The organism is Agrobacterium sp. DE0009 (assembly GCF_007680755.1).
GTDB lineage: Bacteria > Pseudomonadota > Alphaproteobacteria > Rhizobiales > Rhizobiaceae > Agrobacterium > Agrobacterium tumefaciens_B.
This window is the reverse complement of record NZ_VEIU01000006.1, coordinates 1-17,944: the sequence shown is the minus strand read 5'-3', so window position 1 is coordinate 17,944 and position 17,944 is coordinate 1. Positions and strand designations below refer to the sequence as shown.

The window sequence follows — 17,944 nt, the reverse complement described above, 5'->3', positions numbered from 1 at the left end:
ATAGCGCGCGACGGCTCATTAGCAATGGCTGATTTTTTACCTTGTGATGTTGTGGTTCACGACATCTCCCGAAGCCGTGATCGGAAAAATCGGAACTATTTTAACAACCATGCCGTTTGCCAGTCGAACCGGTCGAGGAGCGGAGGAAATGTCCCCGCCGGCCAGTTGAGAACGATGAAAGGAAGGTACGAAAATGACCAAGAAACTCGCAACTCTGTTTACCGCCGCTCTGATGGGTACCACCGCTTTCGCGCCGCTTGCCATCGCTCAGGGAACGACGCAGCCGGCGCCGGCAACCCCGGGCGCAACCGAGCCGGCAAGCCCTTCTGCTACACCGATGACCCCTTCCGCCCCGACGGCTGGTGACACCGCTGCTGCAACCACGGGCGGCGCCTACATCACTCAGCAGGGTGAAAATCAGGTGAGCGCGAACGACTATATCGGCAAGTCCGTTTACACTGGCGCCGATGAAAGCATCGGTAACGTGACAAACCTCATCATGGAACAGGATGGCGGTCTGGTCGCAGCCGTCATCGGCGTTGGTGGCTTCCTCGGAATCGGCGCAAAGGACGTCGCCGTTCCCATGGACAAGATCACGATGACCCGTAACGTCGAGGACGGCACCATTCGCCTGACGACGACCGAAACGGCAGAAACGCTGAAGGCCGCGCCCGAGTTCAAGACCCTCGAGCAGAAGGCCAGCGAGCAGAATGCTGCTGCACCGGCGACGCCTGACGGCACGACGACTTCCGCCACCAAGCCCTGATAAGGTTACCTGGGAGGCAGGAGCGGGACAGGCCTGAACTGGCAGTCCCGCGCGAGGCACCGACCGAAAGGTCGGTGCTTTTTTGTGCTCAGTCGCCAGCGTTGCGGGAGGAATGCCACGCCCAGGCGGACTTGATGATGTCGTGTAGCGTGTAACGCGGTTGCCAGCCGAGAACGTCCCGCGCCTTGTCGTTGTTGGCTACGAGGGTCGTCGAGTCCCCATCGCGGCGCTCCGTATACTCGACAGGGTAGGGACGGCCGGAAACTTCAGAAATGGCGGCCAGCAATTCCTTCACCGTGGTGCCAGTTCCGGTCCCGAGATTGAGCTCGACAGTCTCGCCGCCGCCGAGCAGGTAGTCCACCGCCCGCACATGCGCGTCGGCGAGATCGAGGATGTGGATATAATCGCGCACGCATGTGCCGTCGCGCGTATCGTAGTCGGTGCCGAACACCTTGAAGCCCTGTCGCCTGCCTAGCGCTGCCTCGATGGCAAGCGGGATCGCGTGGGTTTCAGGCTTGTGCCATTCACCGATGCGGCCTTCAAAGTCCGCGCCGGCGGCGTTGAAGTAGCGCAGCATTACCGAGCGCAGGCCTTTATAGGTGCTATAATCCTTCAGTGCCTGCTCTACGACCCACTTGGTGCGGCCGTAGGGGTTTATGGGCGCTTGGCGATGTGTCTCATCGATCGGCACCTGTTCAGGCAAACCATAGGTCGCGCAGGTGGAGGAGAAAACAAAGGCCGTCACGCCAGCGTCGATGGCGGCGGAAAGCAGGTTGAGAGATCCGATGACGTTATTGTCATAGAAGGCAACCGGCTGCTTGACGGATTCGCCGACTTCGATCAGCGCGGCGAAATGAAGGACCGCCTCAGGCCTATGTTTTGCGAAAACCTCGTCCAGCCGTGCCCGGTCGCGAATATCGCCCTGTTCAAATGGCCCCCAGCGGACAAATTCCTCGTGCCCATTGGACAGATTGTCGAAAACGACGGGCTCATAGCCTCTTTCAGAGAGCAGTAGGCAGGTGTGCGAACCGATATAACCGGCGCCGCCAACGACAAGAACTTTCTTCTTCATCAATTGCCTTTCAGAAAATTATCGACACGCGCGAGAGTGTATTTCACTGTGTTTAAAAAAGGGCGGCGAGGCGCGGGAAGCCCCAAGCCAATTTATCCTTCGCCGGTACCATAAAAAAAACCGCGCATCCATGGCTTGGATGCGCGGTTGGTTCGGTTCGCCTGCCAAGAAATCACTTGGTCTTTTTCGTACCTACTCTAGTCGCGAGGAAACCTGCGGCGACTGCGACGGCAAGGGTGGCATAGGGCCGCGCCTGAATTGCGAGTGAAAGCAGAGATTGCAGAGCAAGCGGTGCCGCCGTCAAAGGCGCAGCGGCAGCAAGCGGAGAAATCGGCCTCGTGGCATAAACCCGGGGACGTTTGAGGATCGCAAGCGCGACCAACATGATGACGCCGAGAAGGAATGCCGCACCCGCAACAACGAGGGCCGCCGGTCCGGCCCCGACATGGCGGGCAAGATAGATGGAACCCGCCACGACCGCTGCGACGAAGGCGATGAGGAAAAATATCCCAGCAAGTACCGATAGTATTATGACTGACCGCAGTCGTCGGGTGACGACGCGGCCTTCACGCCGGGTCTCTCCCAGATAGACCAGCAATGCCTCAAGCATGAGCTTATCGACGCGTCAGGAGAGCGAGAACGAAGCCGACGCCAACGGCAATGCCGAGCGATTGCAACGGGTTCTTCTGGACCTGATCGGTAAGGTTGTCGTTCAGCGTCGAGATTTCGTTGCGGACGGTGTCGGCCATGTCGCTGGACGCAGAGATCGCATCGTCAGCAACGCGCGCTGCCTGCGCTTTCAGTTCATACGAAGCGCCAACGCCAAGCGCCTTCACACTCTTGGCAAGATTTGCCAGGTCTTCGCGAAGCTGGGAGAGCTGGGCTGCCACGTCGGCTGCATCACCGCTTTCGAGGGATTGCTGGATCTTGTCGTTAACGCTGCTACGCACGCTTGCCATGAGTAAAGTCCTTCCTGAACATCGTTGATCGGGGTTGCGACGTGTCAGAAACCGCCGCCGTTTAACTCTCGTTACGGCGGCAGAAACACCCGCCTGTCCGCGATGGAAACGCGCCCGCTTAGGCTTGGTTCCGTAACGTCATGTGTTTTATTCGTCCGATTTTCGGGGAAAGGCCTTTTTGAAGGAATTCACCCCCGGACATTTGTTTTCCTGTCACAAGCATCATATAAGGCCCATCATCCAAGACCGACCTTGACTTCAATCAATATGTGAAACGACATGCTGCAGACGCCTTATTACCTGATCGACAAGACAAAACTCCTCCGCAACATGGAGAAGATTGCCTATGTGCGTGAAAAATCCGGCGCCAAGGCGCTGCTGGCGTTGAAATGCTTTGCGACTTGGTCGGTCTTCGATTTCATGTCGCAATATATGGACGGCACGACCTCATCGTCGCTTTATGAAGTCCGTCTCGGGCGCGAGAAATTCGGCGGCGAGACCCATGCCTACTCCGTGGCCTACGCTGATTACGAAATCGACGACGTCATTGCGAATGCGGACAAGATCATCTTCAATTCGATCGGTCAGCTGGAGCGTTTTGCCGACAAGGCATCTGGCATCACGCGCGGTCTGCGCCTCAATCCGCAGGTCAGCTCCTCGAGCTTCGACCTCGCCGATCCCGCACGTCCTTTCAGCCGTCTCGGCGAATGGGATGTCGCCAAGGTTGACAAAATGATGGACCGGATTTCCGGCTTCATGATTCACAACAATTGCGAAAACAGCGATTTTTCCCTGTTTGACCGCATGTTGACGCAGATCGAGGAGAAATTCGGATCGCTGCTGTCGCGCGCCGAATGGGTAAGCCTCGGTGGCGGCATCCACTTTACCGGAGACGATTACCCGCTCGACCAGTTCTGCGACCGTCTGCGCGCCTTCTCCGAAAAATACGGCGTTCAGGTGTATCTCGAGCCGGGCGAAGCGTCGATCACGAAGAGCACGACGCTCGAAGTGACCGTTCTCGACACGCTGTTCAACGGCAAGAACCTCGCCATCGTCGACAGTTCGATCGAGGCGCATATGCTCGATCTCTTGATCTATCGCGAGAGCGCCAAGGTTTCGCCGAACGAGGGCGAACATCCCTACATGGTCTGCGGCAAGTCCTGCCTCGCCGGTGATATCTTCGGCGATTTCCGTTTCGACAAGGAGCTGAAGGTCGGTGACCGCATCTCCTTCCAGGATGCTGCCGGTTATACCATGGTCAAGAAGAACTGGTTCAACGGTGTCAAGATGCCGACGATCGCCATTAAAGAACTCGACGGCTCGGTTCGCGCCGTTCGTGAATTCGACTTTGCCGATTTCGAGCAAAGCCTGTCTTAAACCCTGTTTCAACATCCAACGAAGCTCATCCCTGCGGGGAAAAGGAGGCATCACCTGAAATGAAGAAGAACGTTCTGATCATCGGCGCCGGTGGCGTAGCACAGGTCGTGGCGCATAAATGCGCCCAGAACAGCGATGTATTGGGAGACATTCATATTGCGTCACGGACCTTGGAAAAGTGCCGCAAGATTGTCGAGTCCGTACGCGAAAAGAAGAGCCTCAAGACGGAAGTGAAGCTTGAGGCCCATGCGCTTGACGCGATGGATATCGAGGCGACAAAAGCCTTGATCAAGAAAACCGGCGTGGAAATCGTCATCAATGTCGGTTCGGCTTTTGTCAACATGTCCGTTCTTCGTGCCTGCATGGACACGGGGGTTGCCTATATGGATACGGCGATCCACGAGGATCCGACCAAGATCTGCGAGACGCCGCCGTGGTACGGAAACTACGAGTGGAAGCGCGCGGAGGAATGCAAGGAAAAGGGCATTACCGCCATTCTCGGCGTCGGTTTCGACCCGGGCGTGGTCAACGCCTATGCGCGCCTTGCCAAGGATGAGTATTTCGACAAGGTCACGTCGGTCGATATCGTCGATATCAACGCCGGCAGCCACGGCCGCTGGTTCTCCACCAACTTCGATCCGGAAATCAATTTCCGCGAATTCACGGGCGTCGTTTATTCCTGGCAGAATGGCCAGTGGCAGACGAACCAGATGTTCGAAGTTGGCCAGGAATTCGATCTGCCCGTCGTCGGCAAGCAGAAGGCCTATATGACCGGCCATGACGAGGTGCATTCGCTTTCCAAGAACATGGACGGTGCCGATGTGCGCTTCTGGATGGGCTTCGGCGATCACTACATCAACGTCTTCACCGTGCTGAAGAACCTTGGCCTCTTGTCCGAAAAGCCGGTCAAGACGGCGGAAGGTCTGGAAGTCGTGCCGCTCAAGGTGGTCAAGGCCGTGCTGCCCGATCCGTCCTCGCTCGCGCCCGATTACGTCGGCAAGACCTGTATCGGCGATATCGTCAAGGGTATCAAGGACGGCAAGGAACGCGAAGTCTTCATCTACAATGTGGCCGACCACAAGGACGCTTACGAAGAAGTCGGTTCGCAGGGCATTTCCTACACCGCCGGCGTTCCGCCGGTCGCTGCCGCTATGTTGATCGCGACAGGTAAATGGGATGTGAAGCAGATGGCAAACGTCGAAGAACTGCCGCCGAAGCCGTTCCTGAACCTTCTGAACAAGATCGGTCTTCCGAACCGCATCAAGGACGAAAACGGGGATCGCGCTCTGGAATTCTGAGCGCAGGCGTTTTGATCGCGTTAAATAGAAAGCCCCGCGAAAGCGGGGCTTTTTGCTGAATCTGTCGACCTGAATCGATTGCCACTCCGTCAAGCCGGACTTGATCCGGGGTCTAGCGCGATCAAGTCTTTGATCGCAAAAGGGTCTTCTCACGACGCAGACGCGTCGTGGCTGGATGCCGGATCAGGTCCGGCATGACGGAGGAGGTCGTCGACCGGCTTGAGTCCCACAAAAAGGGACCCATTTTCCTGCAAGAGCCAAAAACGAAGGACGTCCTCAGCCCTTCGTCGGCTTCGGTCCGCGCTTCTCGAAAGGCTTGTCCTTTTTGCCTTCATATTTCGGCTTGTCGCCAAAGGCCTTTTTCTTTTTCCAGGGCTTGTCGTCGCCCTTGCGGTCATCGCGGGGGGCGCTCGCGTTGTCGGACTTGCTGAACTTCCGCTGGGCCTTGGCCGGGCGCGTGTCTTCGCGGAAGCCGCCGGTCATTTCCGGCTTGCCTTCCAGCGCCTTCAGACGAATGCCCTTTTCGAGGGTCATGTCCTTGCCGATGGCGGAGGTGAAGCGGTCGACGGCGTCGGCGGCCAGTTCCACGAAGGTCTCGGTCTGCTGCATGCGGATCGCGCCGATATCCTGGCGGGTGATCTTGCCGAAGCGGCACAGCATCGGGATCAGCCAGCGCGGTTCGGCACTCTGCTTGCGACCGACGGACAGCGAAAACCAAGCGCTGTCGGCGAAATCGGAACGCTCGCGACGCGGTGCGTTGTTCTCAACCGTTTCGAAACTGTCGCGGCGCGGCTTGCGGCTGTTGTCGAGCGACACCTCGGTGATGTCCTCGGGAGCAGACCGTCCGGCGTGATAGAGGCGCACGAAGGCGGCCGCAACCTTTTCTGCGCCATGCTGGTCCAGCAGCTTGGTGACGAAATCGCGTTCGTCCTCGGCCACGGCCTCCATCAGCGACGGGTCGGCCAGAAGCCGCGCACCATCACGCTCGATGATTTCTTCCGCAGATGGCGGGTGAACCCAGGCGGCGCTGACCTTCGCGCCTTCCAGCAGGCGTTCAGCCTTGCGACGCTGCGTGACAGGCACCACAACGGCGCTGACGCCCTTCTGCCCGGCACGGCCTGTGCGGCCGGAACGGTGGAGAAGCGTCTCGGAATTGGTCGGCAGGTCGGCGTGGATTACGAGTTCGAGACCCGGCAGGTCGATACCGCGGGCGGCAACGTCAGTCGCAACGCAAACGCGGGCGCGGCCGTCGCGCATGGCCTGCAGGGCATGTGTGCGCTCGTTCTGGGTGAGTTCGCCCGAGAGCGCCACGACCGAAAAGCCGCGATTGTTGAGACGTGCCGTCAGATGATTGACCGCGGCCCGGGTGGAGCAAAACACGATGGCGTTGCGGGCTTCGTAAAAACGCAGCGCATTGATAATGGCGTTCTCGCGATCGGCGGGCGTCACCAGCATGGCGCGATATTCGATATCGACATGCTGCTTCTGCTCGGAAGCAGTTGCGATGCGAACGGCATTCTTCTGATAGCTCTCGGCCAGCTTTGCGATGCTGCGCGGCACGGTTGCCGAGAACATTAGCGTACGGCGATCTTCTGGCGATTCTTCCAGAATGAATTCCAGATCTTCGCGGAAGCCCAGGTCCAGCATCTCGTCGGCTTCGTCGAGCACGACAGCGCGGATCGACGAGAGATCGAGCGCATTGCGCTTGATGTGGTCGCAGAGACGGCCGGGCGTGCCGACGACGATATGCGCACCGCGCTCCAGCGCCCGGCGCTCATTGCGGATATCCATGCCGCCGACGCAGGAGGCAATGGAGACGCCAGCAAATTCGTAAAGCCATTCCAGCTCGCGCTTGACCTGCATGGCCAGTTCACGTGTGGGAGCAATGGCAAGCGCCAGAGGCGCGGCGGCCTGGCCGAAACGGGTGTTGTCACGCAGCAGCGTGGTCGCAAGCGCGATGCCGAAGGCAACGGTTTTGCCGGAACCGGTCTGCGCGGAAACCAGCGCGTCCTTGTCGGCAAGTTCCGGCGCAAGCATGGCCTGCTGCACGGGGGTCAAGTCTTTGTAGCCGCGTTTTTCCAACGCCTGCGCGATCGCCGGGGCGATACCCTGGGTGTCTGTCATCTACCGTCTTTCGGATATGAGCTGCCCGCATCCGCCCGAAACCAATAGGTCCTAAAGTCTCCGGGGCAGCCGATACTGGCCATTTCGGCCATCTGGCCGGTTGCATTGCCGCGCTCATACTGCGAATGGCGCCATTTGTACAGTGCGCCGCGGTACGCTCTTTTACGGGTGCTTTATCCCGCCAGAGATTCGAACCGACAATCCGAACATCTTGCAGGCGCTCAAAAGGCGTACCGCATGGTTCATAAACGGCATTGCGTGCCCCCCGGCTTTTCGCTAAGAGACCCGCAACTTGAGGCTCTTTGTCATGAAGGGCCGACTGGGTGTGTTCTTGTCCGTCCGTCTTCTGAAAGAGCCGGCGGGAAAATGGGATGGTACTGGTCAAGGCTATGGCTCGCATTGTCATGAAATTCGGCGGCACGTCCGTCGCGAACCTCGAACGTATTCACAATGTCGCACGGCATGTGAAACGCGAAGTGGATGCCGGCCATGAAGTGGCCGTGGTTGTTTCGGCCATGTCCGGTAAAACCAACGAGCTGGTGGACTGGGTACAGAACGCGGCCAAGGTCGCGGGAAGCAACGCCGCATCGTTTTACGACGCGCGGGAATATGACGCTGTCGTCGCGTCGGGCGAGCAGGTGACGTCGGGTCTCCTCGCAATCACGCTGCAGTCCATGGGCATCAATGCGCGCTCGTGGCAGGGCTGGCAGATCCCGATCCGCACCGATAATGCGCATGGCGCCGCCCGCATTCTGGAAATCGACGGATCCGATATCGTCAAGCGCATGGGCGAAGGCCAGGTTGCCGTTGTCGCCGGTTTCCAGGGCATCGGTCCGGATAACCGCATCGCAACGCTCGGCCGTGGCGGCTCCGACACCTCGGCCGTTGCCATCGCCGCTGCCGTCAAGGCGGATCGTTGTGACATCTATACGGATGTCGACGGCGTCTACACGACCGATCCGCGCATCGAGCCCAAGGCTCGCCGCATGAAGAAGATCGCCTTCGAGGAAATGCTCGAAATGGCGTCTCTCGGCGCCAAGGTGCTGCAGGTGCGCTCGGTCGAGCTTGCCATGGTACACAAGGTGCGCACCTTCGTTCGCTCCAGTTTCGAGGATCCCGATGCGCCGGGCATGGGCGACCTCATCAACCCGCCCGGTACTTTGATTTGTGACGAGGATGAAATCGTGGAACAGGAAGTCGTAACCGGCATCGCCTATGCCAAGGATGAAGCACAGATCTCGCTGCGCCGCGTGGCCGATCGTCCGGGCGTCTCCGCCGCGATCTTCGGGCCTCTGGCGGAAGCGCACATCAATGTCGACATGATCGTGCAGAACATCTCCGAAGACGGTTCGCGCACCGACATGACCTTCACCGTTCCTTCGGGTGACGTTGCCAAGGCGCTCAAGGTTCTCAATGACAACAAGGCCCAGATCGGCTTCGACGTCGCGCAGAACGAAACGGGTCTCGCCAAGGTGTCGGTCATTGGTATCGGCATGCGCAGCCATGCGGGCGTTGCCGCCAGCGCGTTCAAGGCACTGGCCGAGAAGAACATCAACATCAAGGCGATCACCACCTCGGAGATCAAGATTTCGATCCTGATCGACGGCGCCTACGCCGAACTTGCCGTTCGCACTTTGCATTCCGCCTACGGCCTCGATAAAGCTTGAACCCGAGACATCGGGTCCCGATGCTCCGATTCTTCGGAGTTGCGTTCTTCCGATGTGGCGTTTCATGAAGGCGTGTCCCTTGCGGGACGCGCTTCTCTCGCTATAAATTTTTAAATGACGTTTCGATTCTCGAATATTATGAGATTCAGATCGGAAGCGTCGGGGAGCAAACGCGATGAGAGACCTTTCCGCAGGTCCACGCGTCCTGCTCAAGCGGCTGCGCGAAATGATGGCGGAGCACCTTGAACCGCAGGAGCGTCTGGACCAGATCGTCCGTCAGATTGCCAGCAACATGGTGGCGGAGGTTTGCTCGGTCTACGTGCTGCGTTCCGACAGCGTTCTGGAACTTTACGCCACTGAAGGTCTCAACAAGGATGCCGTGCATCTTGCCCAGCTGAAAATGGGGCAGGGCCTTGTCGGCACCATCGCCGCATCCGCCCAACCGCTCAATCTTTCCGATGCGCAGGCGCATCCCGCATTCCGCTATCTCCCTGAAACCGGTGAGGAAATTTATCATTCTTTCCTCGGCGTGCCGATTTTGCGCTCCGGTCGCACTCTTGGCGTTCTTGTGGTCCAGAACAAGGCCAGCCGAACGTATCGGGAGGATGAAGTTGAAGCGCTCGAGACAACCGCGATGCTTATCGCTGAAATAGTGGCGAGCGGTGAATTGAAGAAGATCACCCGCCCCGGCGTGGAGCTCGATCTGACTCGTGCCGTCTCTATCGATGGCGACGCCTATGGCGAAGGCATCGGTCTTGGCCATGTCGTGCTGCACGATCCGCGCATCGTCGTTACGAACCTGCTGAATGAAGATGCGGACACGGAAATCCGGCGTCTTGCCGATGCCATCGGCTCCCTGCGGCTGTCGATCGACGACATGTTGCAACGCCGTGACGTGCCGACCGAAGGCGAACATCGCGAGGTCCTTGAGACCTACCGCATGTTTGCCCACGACCAGGGCTGGGTGCGGCGCATGGAAGAGGCGATCCGCAATGGCCTGACGGCGGAAGCCGCGGTCGAAAAGGTGCAGAGCGACACCAAGGCGCGCATGATGCGTCTGACCGATCCCTATCTGCGCGAACGCATGCATGATTTCGACGATCTCGCCAACCGCCTGCTGCGCCAGCTGATCGGTTTTGGCGGTCGTGGTCCCGAGCAGGATTTCCCGGTCGACGCCATTGTGCTGGCGCGTGCCATGGGTGCAGCAGAACTTCTGGATTATCCGCGCGAAAAACTGCGCGGTCTCGTGCTCGAGGACGGCGCGGTAACGAGCCATGTCGTCATCGTGGCGCGTGCCATGGGCATCCCGATCATCGGACAGGCGACAGGTATCGTCGCGCTTGCCGAAAACAACGATCCCATCATCATCGATGGTGATGACGGTCAGGTGCATCTACGGCCGATGTCGGATCTGCAGCGCGCCTATGAAGAAAAAGTGCGGCTGCGCGCCCGCCGGCAGGAGCAGTTTCGGGCGCTTCGTAATGTCGAGCCGATCACCAAGGATGGCCAGAAAGTCAACCTGAAGATGAACGCCGGTCTTCTGGTAGACCTGCCGCAGCTCGAGGAATCCGGCGCCGATGGCATCGGGCTGTTCCGCACCGAGTTGCAGTTCATGATTGCCTCCAACATGCCGAAGGGCGAGGAGCAGGAGGCCTTTTACCGATCGGTTCTCCGGCAGGCGAAGGGAAAGAGCGTCACCTTCCGCACGCTGGACATCGGTGGCGACAAGGTCGTTTCCTATATGCGCGGGCAGGAAGAGGAAAATCCGGCGCTGGGATGGCGGGCGATCCGCCTGTCGCTCGACCGGCCGGGCCTGATGCGCACGCAGATGCGCGCCCTGCTGCGTGCCGCGTCAGGTGCTGAACTGCGCATGATGTTGCCAATGGTGACGGAGGTTTCCGAAATCCGCGCCGCGCGCGATCTTCTCCAGAAAGAAGTGCAGCATCTTTCGAAATTCAGCCATGCGCTGCCGAAAAAGCTGCAATTCGGCGCGATGCTGGAGGTGCCGTCTTTGATGTGGCAGCTCGATGAGCTGATGCAGGAGGTGGATTTCGTTTCCGTCGGCTCGAACGATCTGTTCCAGTTCTCGATGGCGGTGGACCGTGGCAACGCGCGGGTGTCGGATCGTTTCGACACCCTGGGTAAGCCGTTCCTGCGCATTCTGCGTGATATCGTGCGCGCCGGCGAAAGGCATCATACCTCCGTGACGTTGTGCGGCGAAATGGCAAGCAAGCCGCTTTCGGCGATGGCTTTGATCGGCCTCGGTTTCCGTTCGGTGTCCATGTCGCCAACGGCGATCGGTCCGGTCAAGGCGATGCTGCTCGGTCTCGATGCTGCGAGCTTGGCCGAGGAGCTAAACGCAGCGCTGGACGATCACAATTCGGTGGAAAGCGCGCGCGAGGTGTTGTTACGCTTTGCAGCGACGCATTCCATTCCCATCTAACAAGACCTGTTTCATAATTGGAGTGACTGGTGGCAAAGCTTCCCGTCGAAAAAATGCGCGAGTTGGAAAGGCGTTTCGGTGAAATCGAAGCGCGAATGTCGGCCGGGCCTGCTGCGGATGTGTATGTGAAGCTGGCTTCAGAATATTCCGAACTCGAGCCGGTGGTGAAGAAGATACGCGAGTACGAAAAAGCTGTTTCCGAGGCCGCCGATCTCGAAGCGCTGCTTGCTGACAAGACGACCGACAAGGATATGCGCGAACTGGCGGAAATGGAGCTGCCGGAAATCGACAGCCGGATCGAGGATCTGGAGAAGGACATGCAGGTCCTGCTGCTGCCGAAGGATGCGGCAGATGAAAAGAGTGCAATTCTTGAAATCCGCGCCGGAACCGGCGGTTCCGAGGCGGCGCTTTTCGCCGGCGATCTTTTTCGCATGTATGAGCGCTTTGCTGCTTCCAAGGGCTGGAAGGTGGAGGTTCTTTCCGCAAGCGAGGGTGAAGCGGGTGGTTACAAGGAAATCATCGCCACCATCAGCGGGCGAGGGGTATTCTCCAAGCTGAAATTCGAATCCGGCGTTCACCGCGTCCAACGCGTCCCGGAGACGGAAGCAAGCGGCCGCATCCACACCTCTGCCGCCACGGTTGCCGTGTTGCCGGAAGCTGAGGACATCGACATAGAAATCCGCCCGGAAGACATTCGTATCGACACCATGCGCGCGTCGGGTGCAGGCGGTCAGCATGTCAACACTACCGACTCGGCGGTTCGCATCACCCATCTTCCAACAGGTCTGATCGTCACCAGCTCGGAAAAATCGCAGCACCAGAACCGAGCCAAGGCCATGCAGGTGCTGCGGTCACGTCTCTATGACATCGAGCGTCAGAAGGTAGAGAGCGAACGCTCTGCCGACCGTAAGAGCCAGGTCGGCTCAGGCGACCGGTCCGAGCGCATCCGCACCTATAATTTCCCGCAGGGCCGCGTCACCGATCACCGCATCAATCTTACGCTCTACAAGCTGGACCGCATGATCGAGGGCGAGATCGATGAACTCTTGGATGCGCTGATCGCCGATTATCAGGCAGGACAGCTCGCCCAGCTCGGCGAGCAGCTTTGAGCACGCCGGGCGAAGGGAGCGTTGCAAGCGTGCTTGCCACCGCCCGCAAAAGGCTGCAGGCAGCCGGGATCGGCGATCCGCTTTTCGATGCGCGGGTTCTGATTGCTGATGTCGTCGGTTTCTCATTGACCGATTTCGTGATGAAGCCAGACCGTCCAGTCACCGTGGAAGAAAATGCCCGTATCGTCGCCATGATCGAACGTCGGGCCAGCGGCGAACCCGTTCACCGCATTCTCGGTCACCGCGAGTTTCATGGTCTGGATCTTCTGCTGTCGAAGGAAACGCTTGAGCCACGGCCGGATACGGAAGTTCTGGTCGATACGCTGTTGCCGGCGCTGAAAAAAATTGTTTCCGCCAAGGGCAGCGCTCGTATTCTGGACATGGGAACCGGCACCGGGGCGATCTGTCTGGCACTGTTGAAGGAGTGCCCAGAAGCGACCGGAATCGGCAGCGACATCTCCCTTGATGCGCTGGAGACGGCGGCCAAAAATGCAGGCCGAAACGGCCTCGGAAAACGCTTCGCAACCATTCGCAGCGACTGGTTCGAAAAAATCTCTGGTCGCTTTGACATAATTGCGTCGAATCCGCCCTATATAAGAACGGATGTCGTCGCAACGCTCGACCAGGAGGTTCGTAACCACGACCCGATGGCCGCGCTGGACGGAGGTCAGGACGGCCTGGCACCGTACCGCCTCATTGCCGCCGACGCAGGTCGTTTTCTTGTGGAAAACGGGATTGTCGGTGTAGAGATCGGTTTTGATCAAAGGCTTGATGTTTCCGCTATATTTGCTTCCCACGGCTTCTCTCTTCTGGGCGCCGTCAAGGATTATGGCGGTAATGATCGCGTTTTGACCTTCCGGAGAGAGTTGTGAGCGATTTGTTTGCGGGCTTTTTTTTCAAGGATATTTTGCACAGCAAAAGAAAAGGCTTGGATTTCCGCGGGAAGCGGGATAGTTTGCGGCCACATGCCGGGTGGCTGAGGACGAACTGAGATTCGTCAGGGTATGGGTCAGTCCCGAAGCGGGTTCTTTTGAGAACCCTGAAAGGCTGGGCGTTTCCGGCATGTGAATCAGGAAACTTTGTTCGCAGGCGGCTCGGTGCAGCATTTGCGCAGCCGGTCGTCATACGCGAGGTCTTGCCCAGGAGTTATCTTCGGCAAGGCGCGTGATGGAGCAATTTCAGGAAAAATTTCCAGCGGTTTTCCGCCCGGAATTGCATGAAAACAACCAGATTGTCAGCAAAAACAGAATTCAGGTGAGCAATTGATGAGGCCAGGACAGCAAAACAAGCGCGGCCGGGGGCGTGGAAACAACAACAATAACAATGGTGGCGGTAACAACAATAATTTCAACCGCAAGGGCGGCAATCCGCTGACCAGAACTTATGACAGTTCCGGCCCCGATGTTAAAATCCGTGGCACTGCGCAGCACATAGCGGAGAAATATGCCGCTTTGGCGCGCGACGCGCAGAGCTCCGGCGACCGCGTCATGGCGGAGAATTATCTCCAGCACGCTGAACATTATAACCGTATCATCGCATCGGCCCAGGCCCAGATGCAGGAACGCTTCCAGCGCGACGACCGCGGCGACTATTCCGGGCCCGATGGCGACGATATGGACGTGAATGATGGCGAGGAAGGCGTCGTTGCACCGCAGCAGCCGGCCGAACGAGCCGAGCGCGCGCAGCAGCCCGAACGTCAGGAGCGTGCTGAGCGAAACGAGCAGCGCCAGGAACGTCGCGAGCGTCCGGATCGCCGCGAACGGCAGGAGCGTCAGCCGCGCCAGCCGCAGGTGGCCGCCGAACAGCAGCCGCCGGTTTACGACGCCAGCCAGGCGCCGCAGCCCGTGATCGAAGGCACACCCATGGAAGTGGCTTTCGAGGAAGAGCAGCAGCAGGCCGAGGCGCCGGCGGCTGAACGCGCCCCGAAGACTCGCCGTGCAGCTGCCCCCCGTCAGCGCCGGCCGCGCCGCACCGCCACGGCGGAAGGTGCGGAAGGCGAAGAAAAGCCTGCCGGTGAAGAGGCTGCGCCTCTCGAGAATGCTGCCGAATAAGCAGCATCTGCAAATCACATCGCGATTGAAAAACTCCGGCTTGCCGGAGTTTTTTGTTTTCGGCGATCCTTCGCATTCTCCGGCTTTATTGGACTGGCGAATTGACACCTGTCAGGTAGACCGAAAATTTCTCGATACGGTAGATTCACTCCCCTTTAAACCGATGAAAACGCCTCCCATATTCGTGCAGGAAGGATAAAACCGCATTGTCGGTGCCGACCAGCGAGAGGCGACGGGCGTGAAATCTCTTCAACACGGCTGTCGTAGCGGGGCTTGCCTTTTGAGGGAGCCTCAACCCTAACACCCGGAGCCGTGCCGAAAGCGGGCGGACCGGTATATGGAGGTTCGACTATGAATATTGAAAAATACTCCGAGCGCGTTCGCGGTTTTCTGCAATCGGCGCAAACCTTTGCGCTTGCCGAAAACCATCAGCAGTTTTCGCCGGAACATGTTCTGAAGGTTCTGCTTGATGACGAGCAGGGCATGGCGGCATCACTCATTGAGCGCGCCGGCGGCGACGCCAAAGAAGCGCGGCTCGCCAATGACGCGGCCCTTGCGAAATTGCCGAAGGTTTCCGGCGGTAACGGCGGCCTTGCGCTGACTGCACCGCTTGCCAAGGTTTTCGCCACTGCTGAAGACCTTGCGAAGAAGGCCGGCGACAGTTTTGTCACCGTCGAGCGTCTTCTGCAGGCGCTTGCAATCGAAAGCTCTGCGTCCACCTCGGCTTCCCTGAAGAAGGCGGGTGCGACCGCACAGGCGCTTAATCAGGTCATCAATGACATTCGCAAGGGCCGCACGGCTGACAGCGCCAACGCTGAACAGGGCTTCGATGCGCTGAAGAAGTTCGCGCGCGACCTGACGGAAGAAGCCCGCGAAGGCAAGCTCGACCCTGTTATCGGTCGCGACGACGAGATTCGCCGCACCATTCAGGTCCTCTCGCGCCGTACCAAGAACAACCCCGTTCTAATCGGTGAACCAGGCGTCGGTAAAACAGCCATCGCGGAGGGCCTTGCGCTGCGCATCGTCAATGGCGACGTGCCTGAAAGCTTGAAAGACAAGAAGCTGATGGCGCTCGATATGGGCGCGCTGATCGCCGGCGCAAAATATCGCGGTGAGTTCGAGGAGCGCCTGAAGGCTGTCCTTAATGAGGTACAGGCCGAAAATGGCGGCATCATCCTGTTCATCGACGAGATGCACACGCTCGTCGGTGCCGGCAAGGCGGATGGCGCCATGGATGCGTCCAACCTGCTCAAGCCCGCTCTTGCCCGTGGTGAGCTGCACTGCGTCGGCGCCACAACGCTCGATGAATACCGCAAGCACGTCGAAAAGGATCCGGCCCTTGCCCGCCGGTTCCAGCCCGTGTTGGTGGACGAGCCGACCGTTGAGGACACGATCTCGATCCTGCGCGGGTTGAAGGAAAAATACGAACAGCACCACAAGGTCCGCATCTCGGATTCGGCCCTGGTTGCGGCTGCGACGCTTTCCAACCGCTACATCACTGATCGGTTCTTGCCTGATAAGGCAATCGACCTGATGGATGAGGCCGCCTCGCGTCTTCGCATGCAGGTGGATTCCAAACCGGAGGAACTGGACGAACTGGATCGCCGCATCATTCAGTTGAAGATCGAACGCGAAGCCCTGAAGCAGGAAACTGACCAGTCCTCCGCTGATCGCCTGAAGAAGCTGGAAGACGAGCTGGCGGATACGGAAGAAAAGGCGGATGCGCTGACGGCCCGCTGGCAGGCGGAAAAGCAGAAGCTCGGCCACGCCGCCGATCTTAAGAAGCGGCTGGATGAGGCCCGCAACGAATTGGCGATTGCTCAGCGCAACGGTCAGTTTCAGCGGGCCGGCGAGTTGACCTATGGCATCATTCCTGGCCTGGAAAAGGAACTGGCTGCGGCGGAAGCCCGCGACAGCAGCGGTGCCGGCTCGATGGTGCAGGAAGTGGTCACGGCCGACAACATCGCGCATGTCGTGTCCCGCTGGACCGGCATCCCGGTCGATAAGATGCTCGAAGGCCAGCGCGAAAAGCTGCTGCGCATGGAAGACGAACTTGCCAAGTCCGTTGTCGGGCAGGGCGAGGCCGTTCAGGCGGTTTCCAAGGCTGTCCGCCGTTCGCGTGCCGGCCTGCAGGATCCCAACCGTCCCATCGGTTCGTTCATCTTCCTCGGCCCGACGGGCGTGGGCAAGACCGAGCTGACCAAATCGCTCGCCCGCTTCCTGTTCGACGACGAAACCGCGATGGTTCGCCTCGACATGTCGGAATATATGGAGAAGCACTCCGTCGCCCGGCTGATCGGCGCGCCTCCCGGCTATGTCGGTTATGAAGAGGGTGGGGCGCTCACGGAAGCGGTTCGCCGCCGGCCCTATCAGGTCGTGCTGTTTGACGAGATCGAAAAAGCGCATCCGGATGTCTTCAACGTCCTGCTGCAGGTGCTTGATGATGGCCGTCTGACGGATGGCCAGGGCCGCACCGTCGATTTCAAGAACACGATCATCATCATGACCTCGAACCTCGGTTCGGAATTCATGACGCAGATGGGCGACAATGACGATGTGGATTCGGTTCGTGAACTGGTGATGGAGCGGGTTCGGTCGCATTTCCGGCCGGAATTCCTCAACCGTATCGACGATATCATCCTGTTCCATCGCCTGCGGCGCGACGAAATGGGTGCGATCGTGGAAATCCAGTTGAAGCGTCTCGTTTCGCTGCTTGGCGATCGCAAGATTTCGCTCGAACTGGATGAGGATGCCCGAACCTGGCTTGCCAACAAGGGTTACGATCCTGCCTATGGCGCTCGACCGCTGAAGCGGGTGATCCAGAAATCCGTTCAGGACCGGCTCGCCGAGATGATCCTCGGTGGCGAAATTCCTGATGGTTCGCGGGTCAAGGTCACGTCGGGAACCGATCGGCTACTGTTCAAGGTCAAGCCCGCGAAGGGTGAGGCCGAGACCGAAACCGCCGATGCGGCATAAAACGAGAGGGCTCCGGAAACGGAGCCCTCAGACTGCTGACAAACCCCTGGCGTGAGCTGGGGGTTTGTGATTCATTGGGACATGTTGAAGAAACCTGCTCCC

13 protein-coding genes are annotated in these 17,944 nt (G+C 59.0%); 9 read left to right on the top strand and 4 right to left on the bottom strand.

Annotated features, from left to right (window positions below):
- Positions 1-193 precede the first annotated feature (193 nt).
- The gene (locus FS804_RS18900; RefSeq protein WP_144578475.1) at positions 194-766 is read left to right on the top strand and encodes a PRC-barrel domain-containing protein; all 573 of its coding nucleotides are present in this window, start codon (positions 194-196) and stop codon (positions 764-766) included.
- 88 nt (positions 767-854) lie between these two features.
- On the opposite strand, the gene galE is transcribed toward FS804_RS18900, so the two are convergent.
- The 3 genes from galE to FS804_RS18885 all read right to left on the bottom strand — a co-directional run bounded on the left by galE (position 855) and on the right by FS804_RS18885 (position 2,797).
- Positions 855-1,838, bottom strand: a complete 984-nt coding sequence (galE, locus tag FS804_RS18895) for a UDP-glucose 4-epimerase GalE (RefSeq protein WP_144578474.1) — start codon at positions 1,836-1,838, stop codon at positions 855-857.
- Between the two features lie 172 nt (positions 1,839-2,010).
- Positions 2,011-2,448 carry a hypothetical protein gene (locus FS804_RS18890; protein WP_144578473.1) on the bottom strand — a complete coding sequence of 146 codons (438 nt, stop codon included), beginning with the start codon at positions 2,446-2,448 and terminating at the stop codon, positions 2,011-2,013.
- Between the two features lie 4 nt (positions 2,449-2,452).
- On the bottom strand, positions 2,453-2,797 hold the full coding sequence (locus tag FS804_RS18885; RefSeq protein ID WP_063947235.1) for a YqjD family protein: 345 nt from the start codon (positions 2,795-2,797) through the stop codon (positions 2,453-2,455).
- Between the two features lie 279 nt (positions 2,798-3,076).
- Here FS804_RS18885 and nspC point away from each other — a divergent pair, with 279 nt between their 5' ends.
- Together nspC and FS804_RS18875 are read left to right on the top strand one after the other, a co-directional pair.
- Positions 3,077-4,174 (top strand): carboxynorspermidine decarboxylase, encoded by a 1,098-nt coding sequence (gene nspC / locus FS804_RS18880; protein WP_144578472.1) that lies wholly within the window; start codon positions 3,077-3,079, stop codon positions 4,172-4,174.
- A 59-nt stretch (positions 4,175-4,233) separates the two neighbouring features.
- Positions 4,234-5,472 carry a saccharopine dehydrogenase family protein gene (locus tag FS804_RS18875; protein WP_144578471.1) on the top strand — a complete coding sequence of 413 codons (1,239 nt, stop codon included), beginning with the start codon at positions 4,234-4,236 and terminating at the stop codon, positions 5,470-5,472.
- A 276-nt stretch (positions 5,473-5,748) separates the two neighbouring features.
- Here FS804_RS18875 and FS804_RS18870 read toward each other — a convergent pair whose 3' ends face one another.
- Positions 5,749-7,596, bottom strand: coding sequence for a DEAD/DEAH box helicase (locus tag FS804_RS18870; protein ID WP_063947237.1), 1,848 nt, complete (start codon positions 7,594-7,596; stop codon positions 5,749-5,751).
- Positions 7,597-7,985: 389 nt separating this feature from the next.
- On the opposite strand from FS804_RS18870, the gene FS804_RS18860 reads away from it, so the two are divergent.
- From FS804_RS18860 to clpB, 6 genes are all read left to right on the top strand, one after another.
- Complete coding sequence (locus FS804_RS18860) at positions 7,986-9,263, top strand: aspartate kinase (RefSeq protein WP_144578630.1); 1,278 nt, start codon at positions 7,986-7,988, stop codon at positions 9,261-9,263.
- A gap of 175 nt (positions 9,264-9,438) precedes the next feature.
- On the top strand, positions 9,439-11,706 hold the full coding sequence (gene ptsP, locus FS804_RS18855; protein WP_144578470.1) for a phosphoenolpyruvate--protein phosphotransferase: 2,268 nt from the start codon (positions 9,439-9,441) through the stop codon (positions 11,704-11,706).
- A 29-nt stretch (positions 11,707-11,735) separates the two neighbouring features.
- Complete coding sequence (gene prfA / locus FS804_RS18850; protein WP_063947239.1) at positions 11,736-12,815, top strand: peptide chain release factor 1; 1,080 nt, start codon at positions 11,736-11,738, stop codon at positions 12,813-12,815.
- The gene (gene prmC / locus FS804_RS18845) at positions 12,812-13,687 is read left to right on the top strand and encodes a peptide chain release factor N(5)-glutamine methyltransferase (RefSeq protein WP_144578469.1); all 876 of its coding nucleotides are present in this window, start codon (positions 12,812-12,814) and stop codon (positions 13,685-13,687) included. Before prfA ends, prmC begins: the two co-directional genes overlap by 4 nt.
- A 393-nt stretch (positions 13,688-14,080) precedes the next feature.
- Entirely contained in the window at positions 14,081-14,866 is a 786-nt protein-coding gene (locus tag FS804_RS18840; protein ID WP_144578468.1) for a DUF4167 domain-containing protein, read from the top strand.
- 351 nt (positions 14,867-15,217) lie between these two features.
- Complete coding sequence (gene clpB / locus FS804_RS18835; protein WP_144578467.1) at positions 15,218-17,842, top strand: ATP-dependent chaperone ClpB; 2,625 nt, start codon at positions 15,218-15,220, stop codon at positions 17,840-17,842.
- The last annotated feature ends 102 nt before the right edge of the window (positions 17,843-17,944 follow it).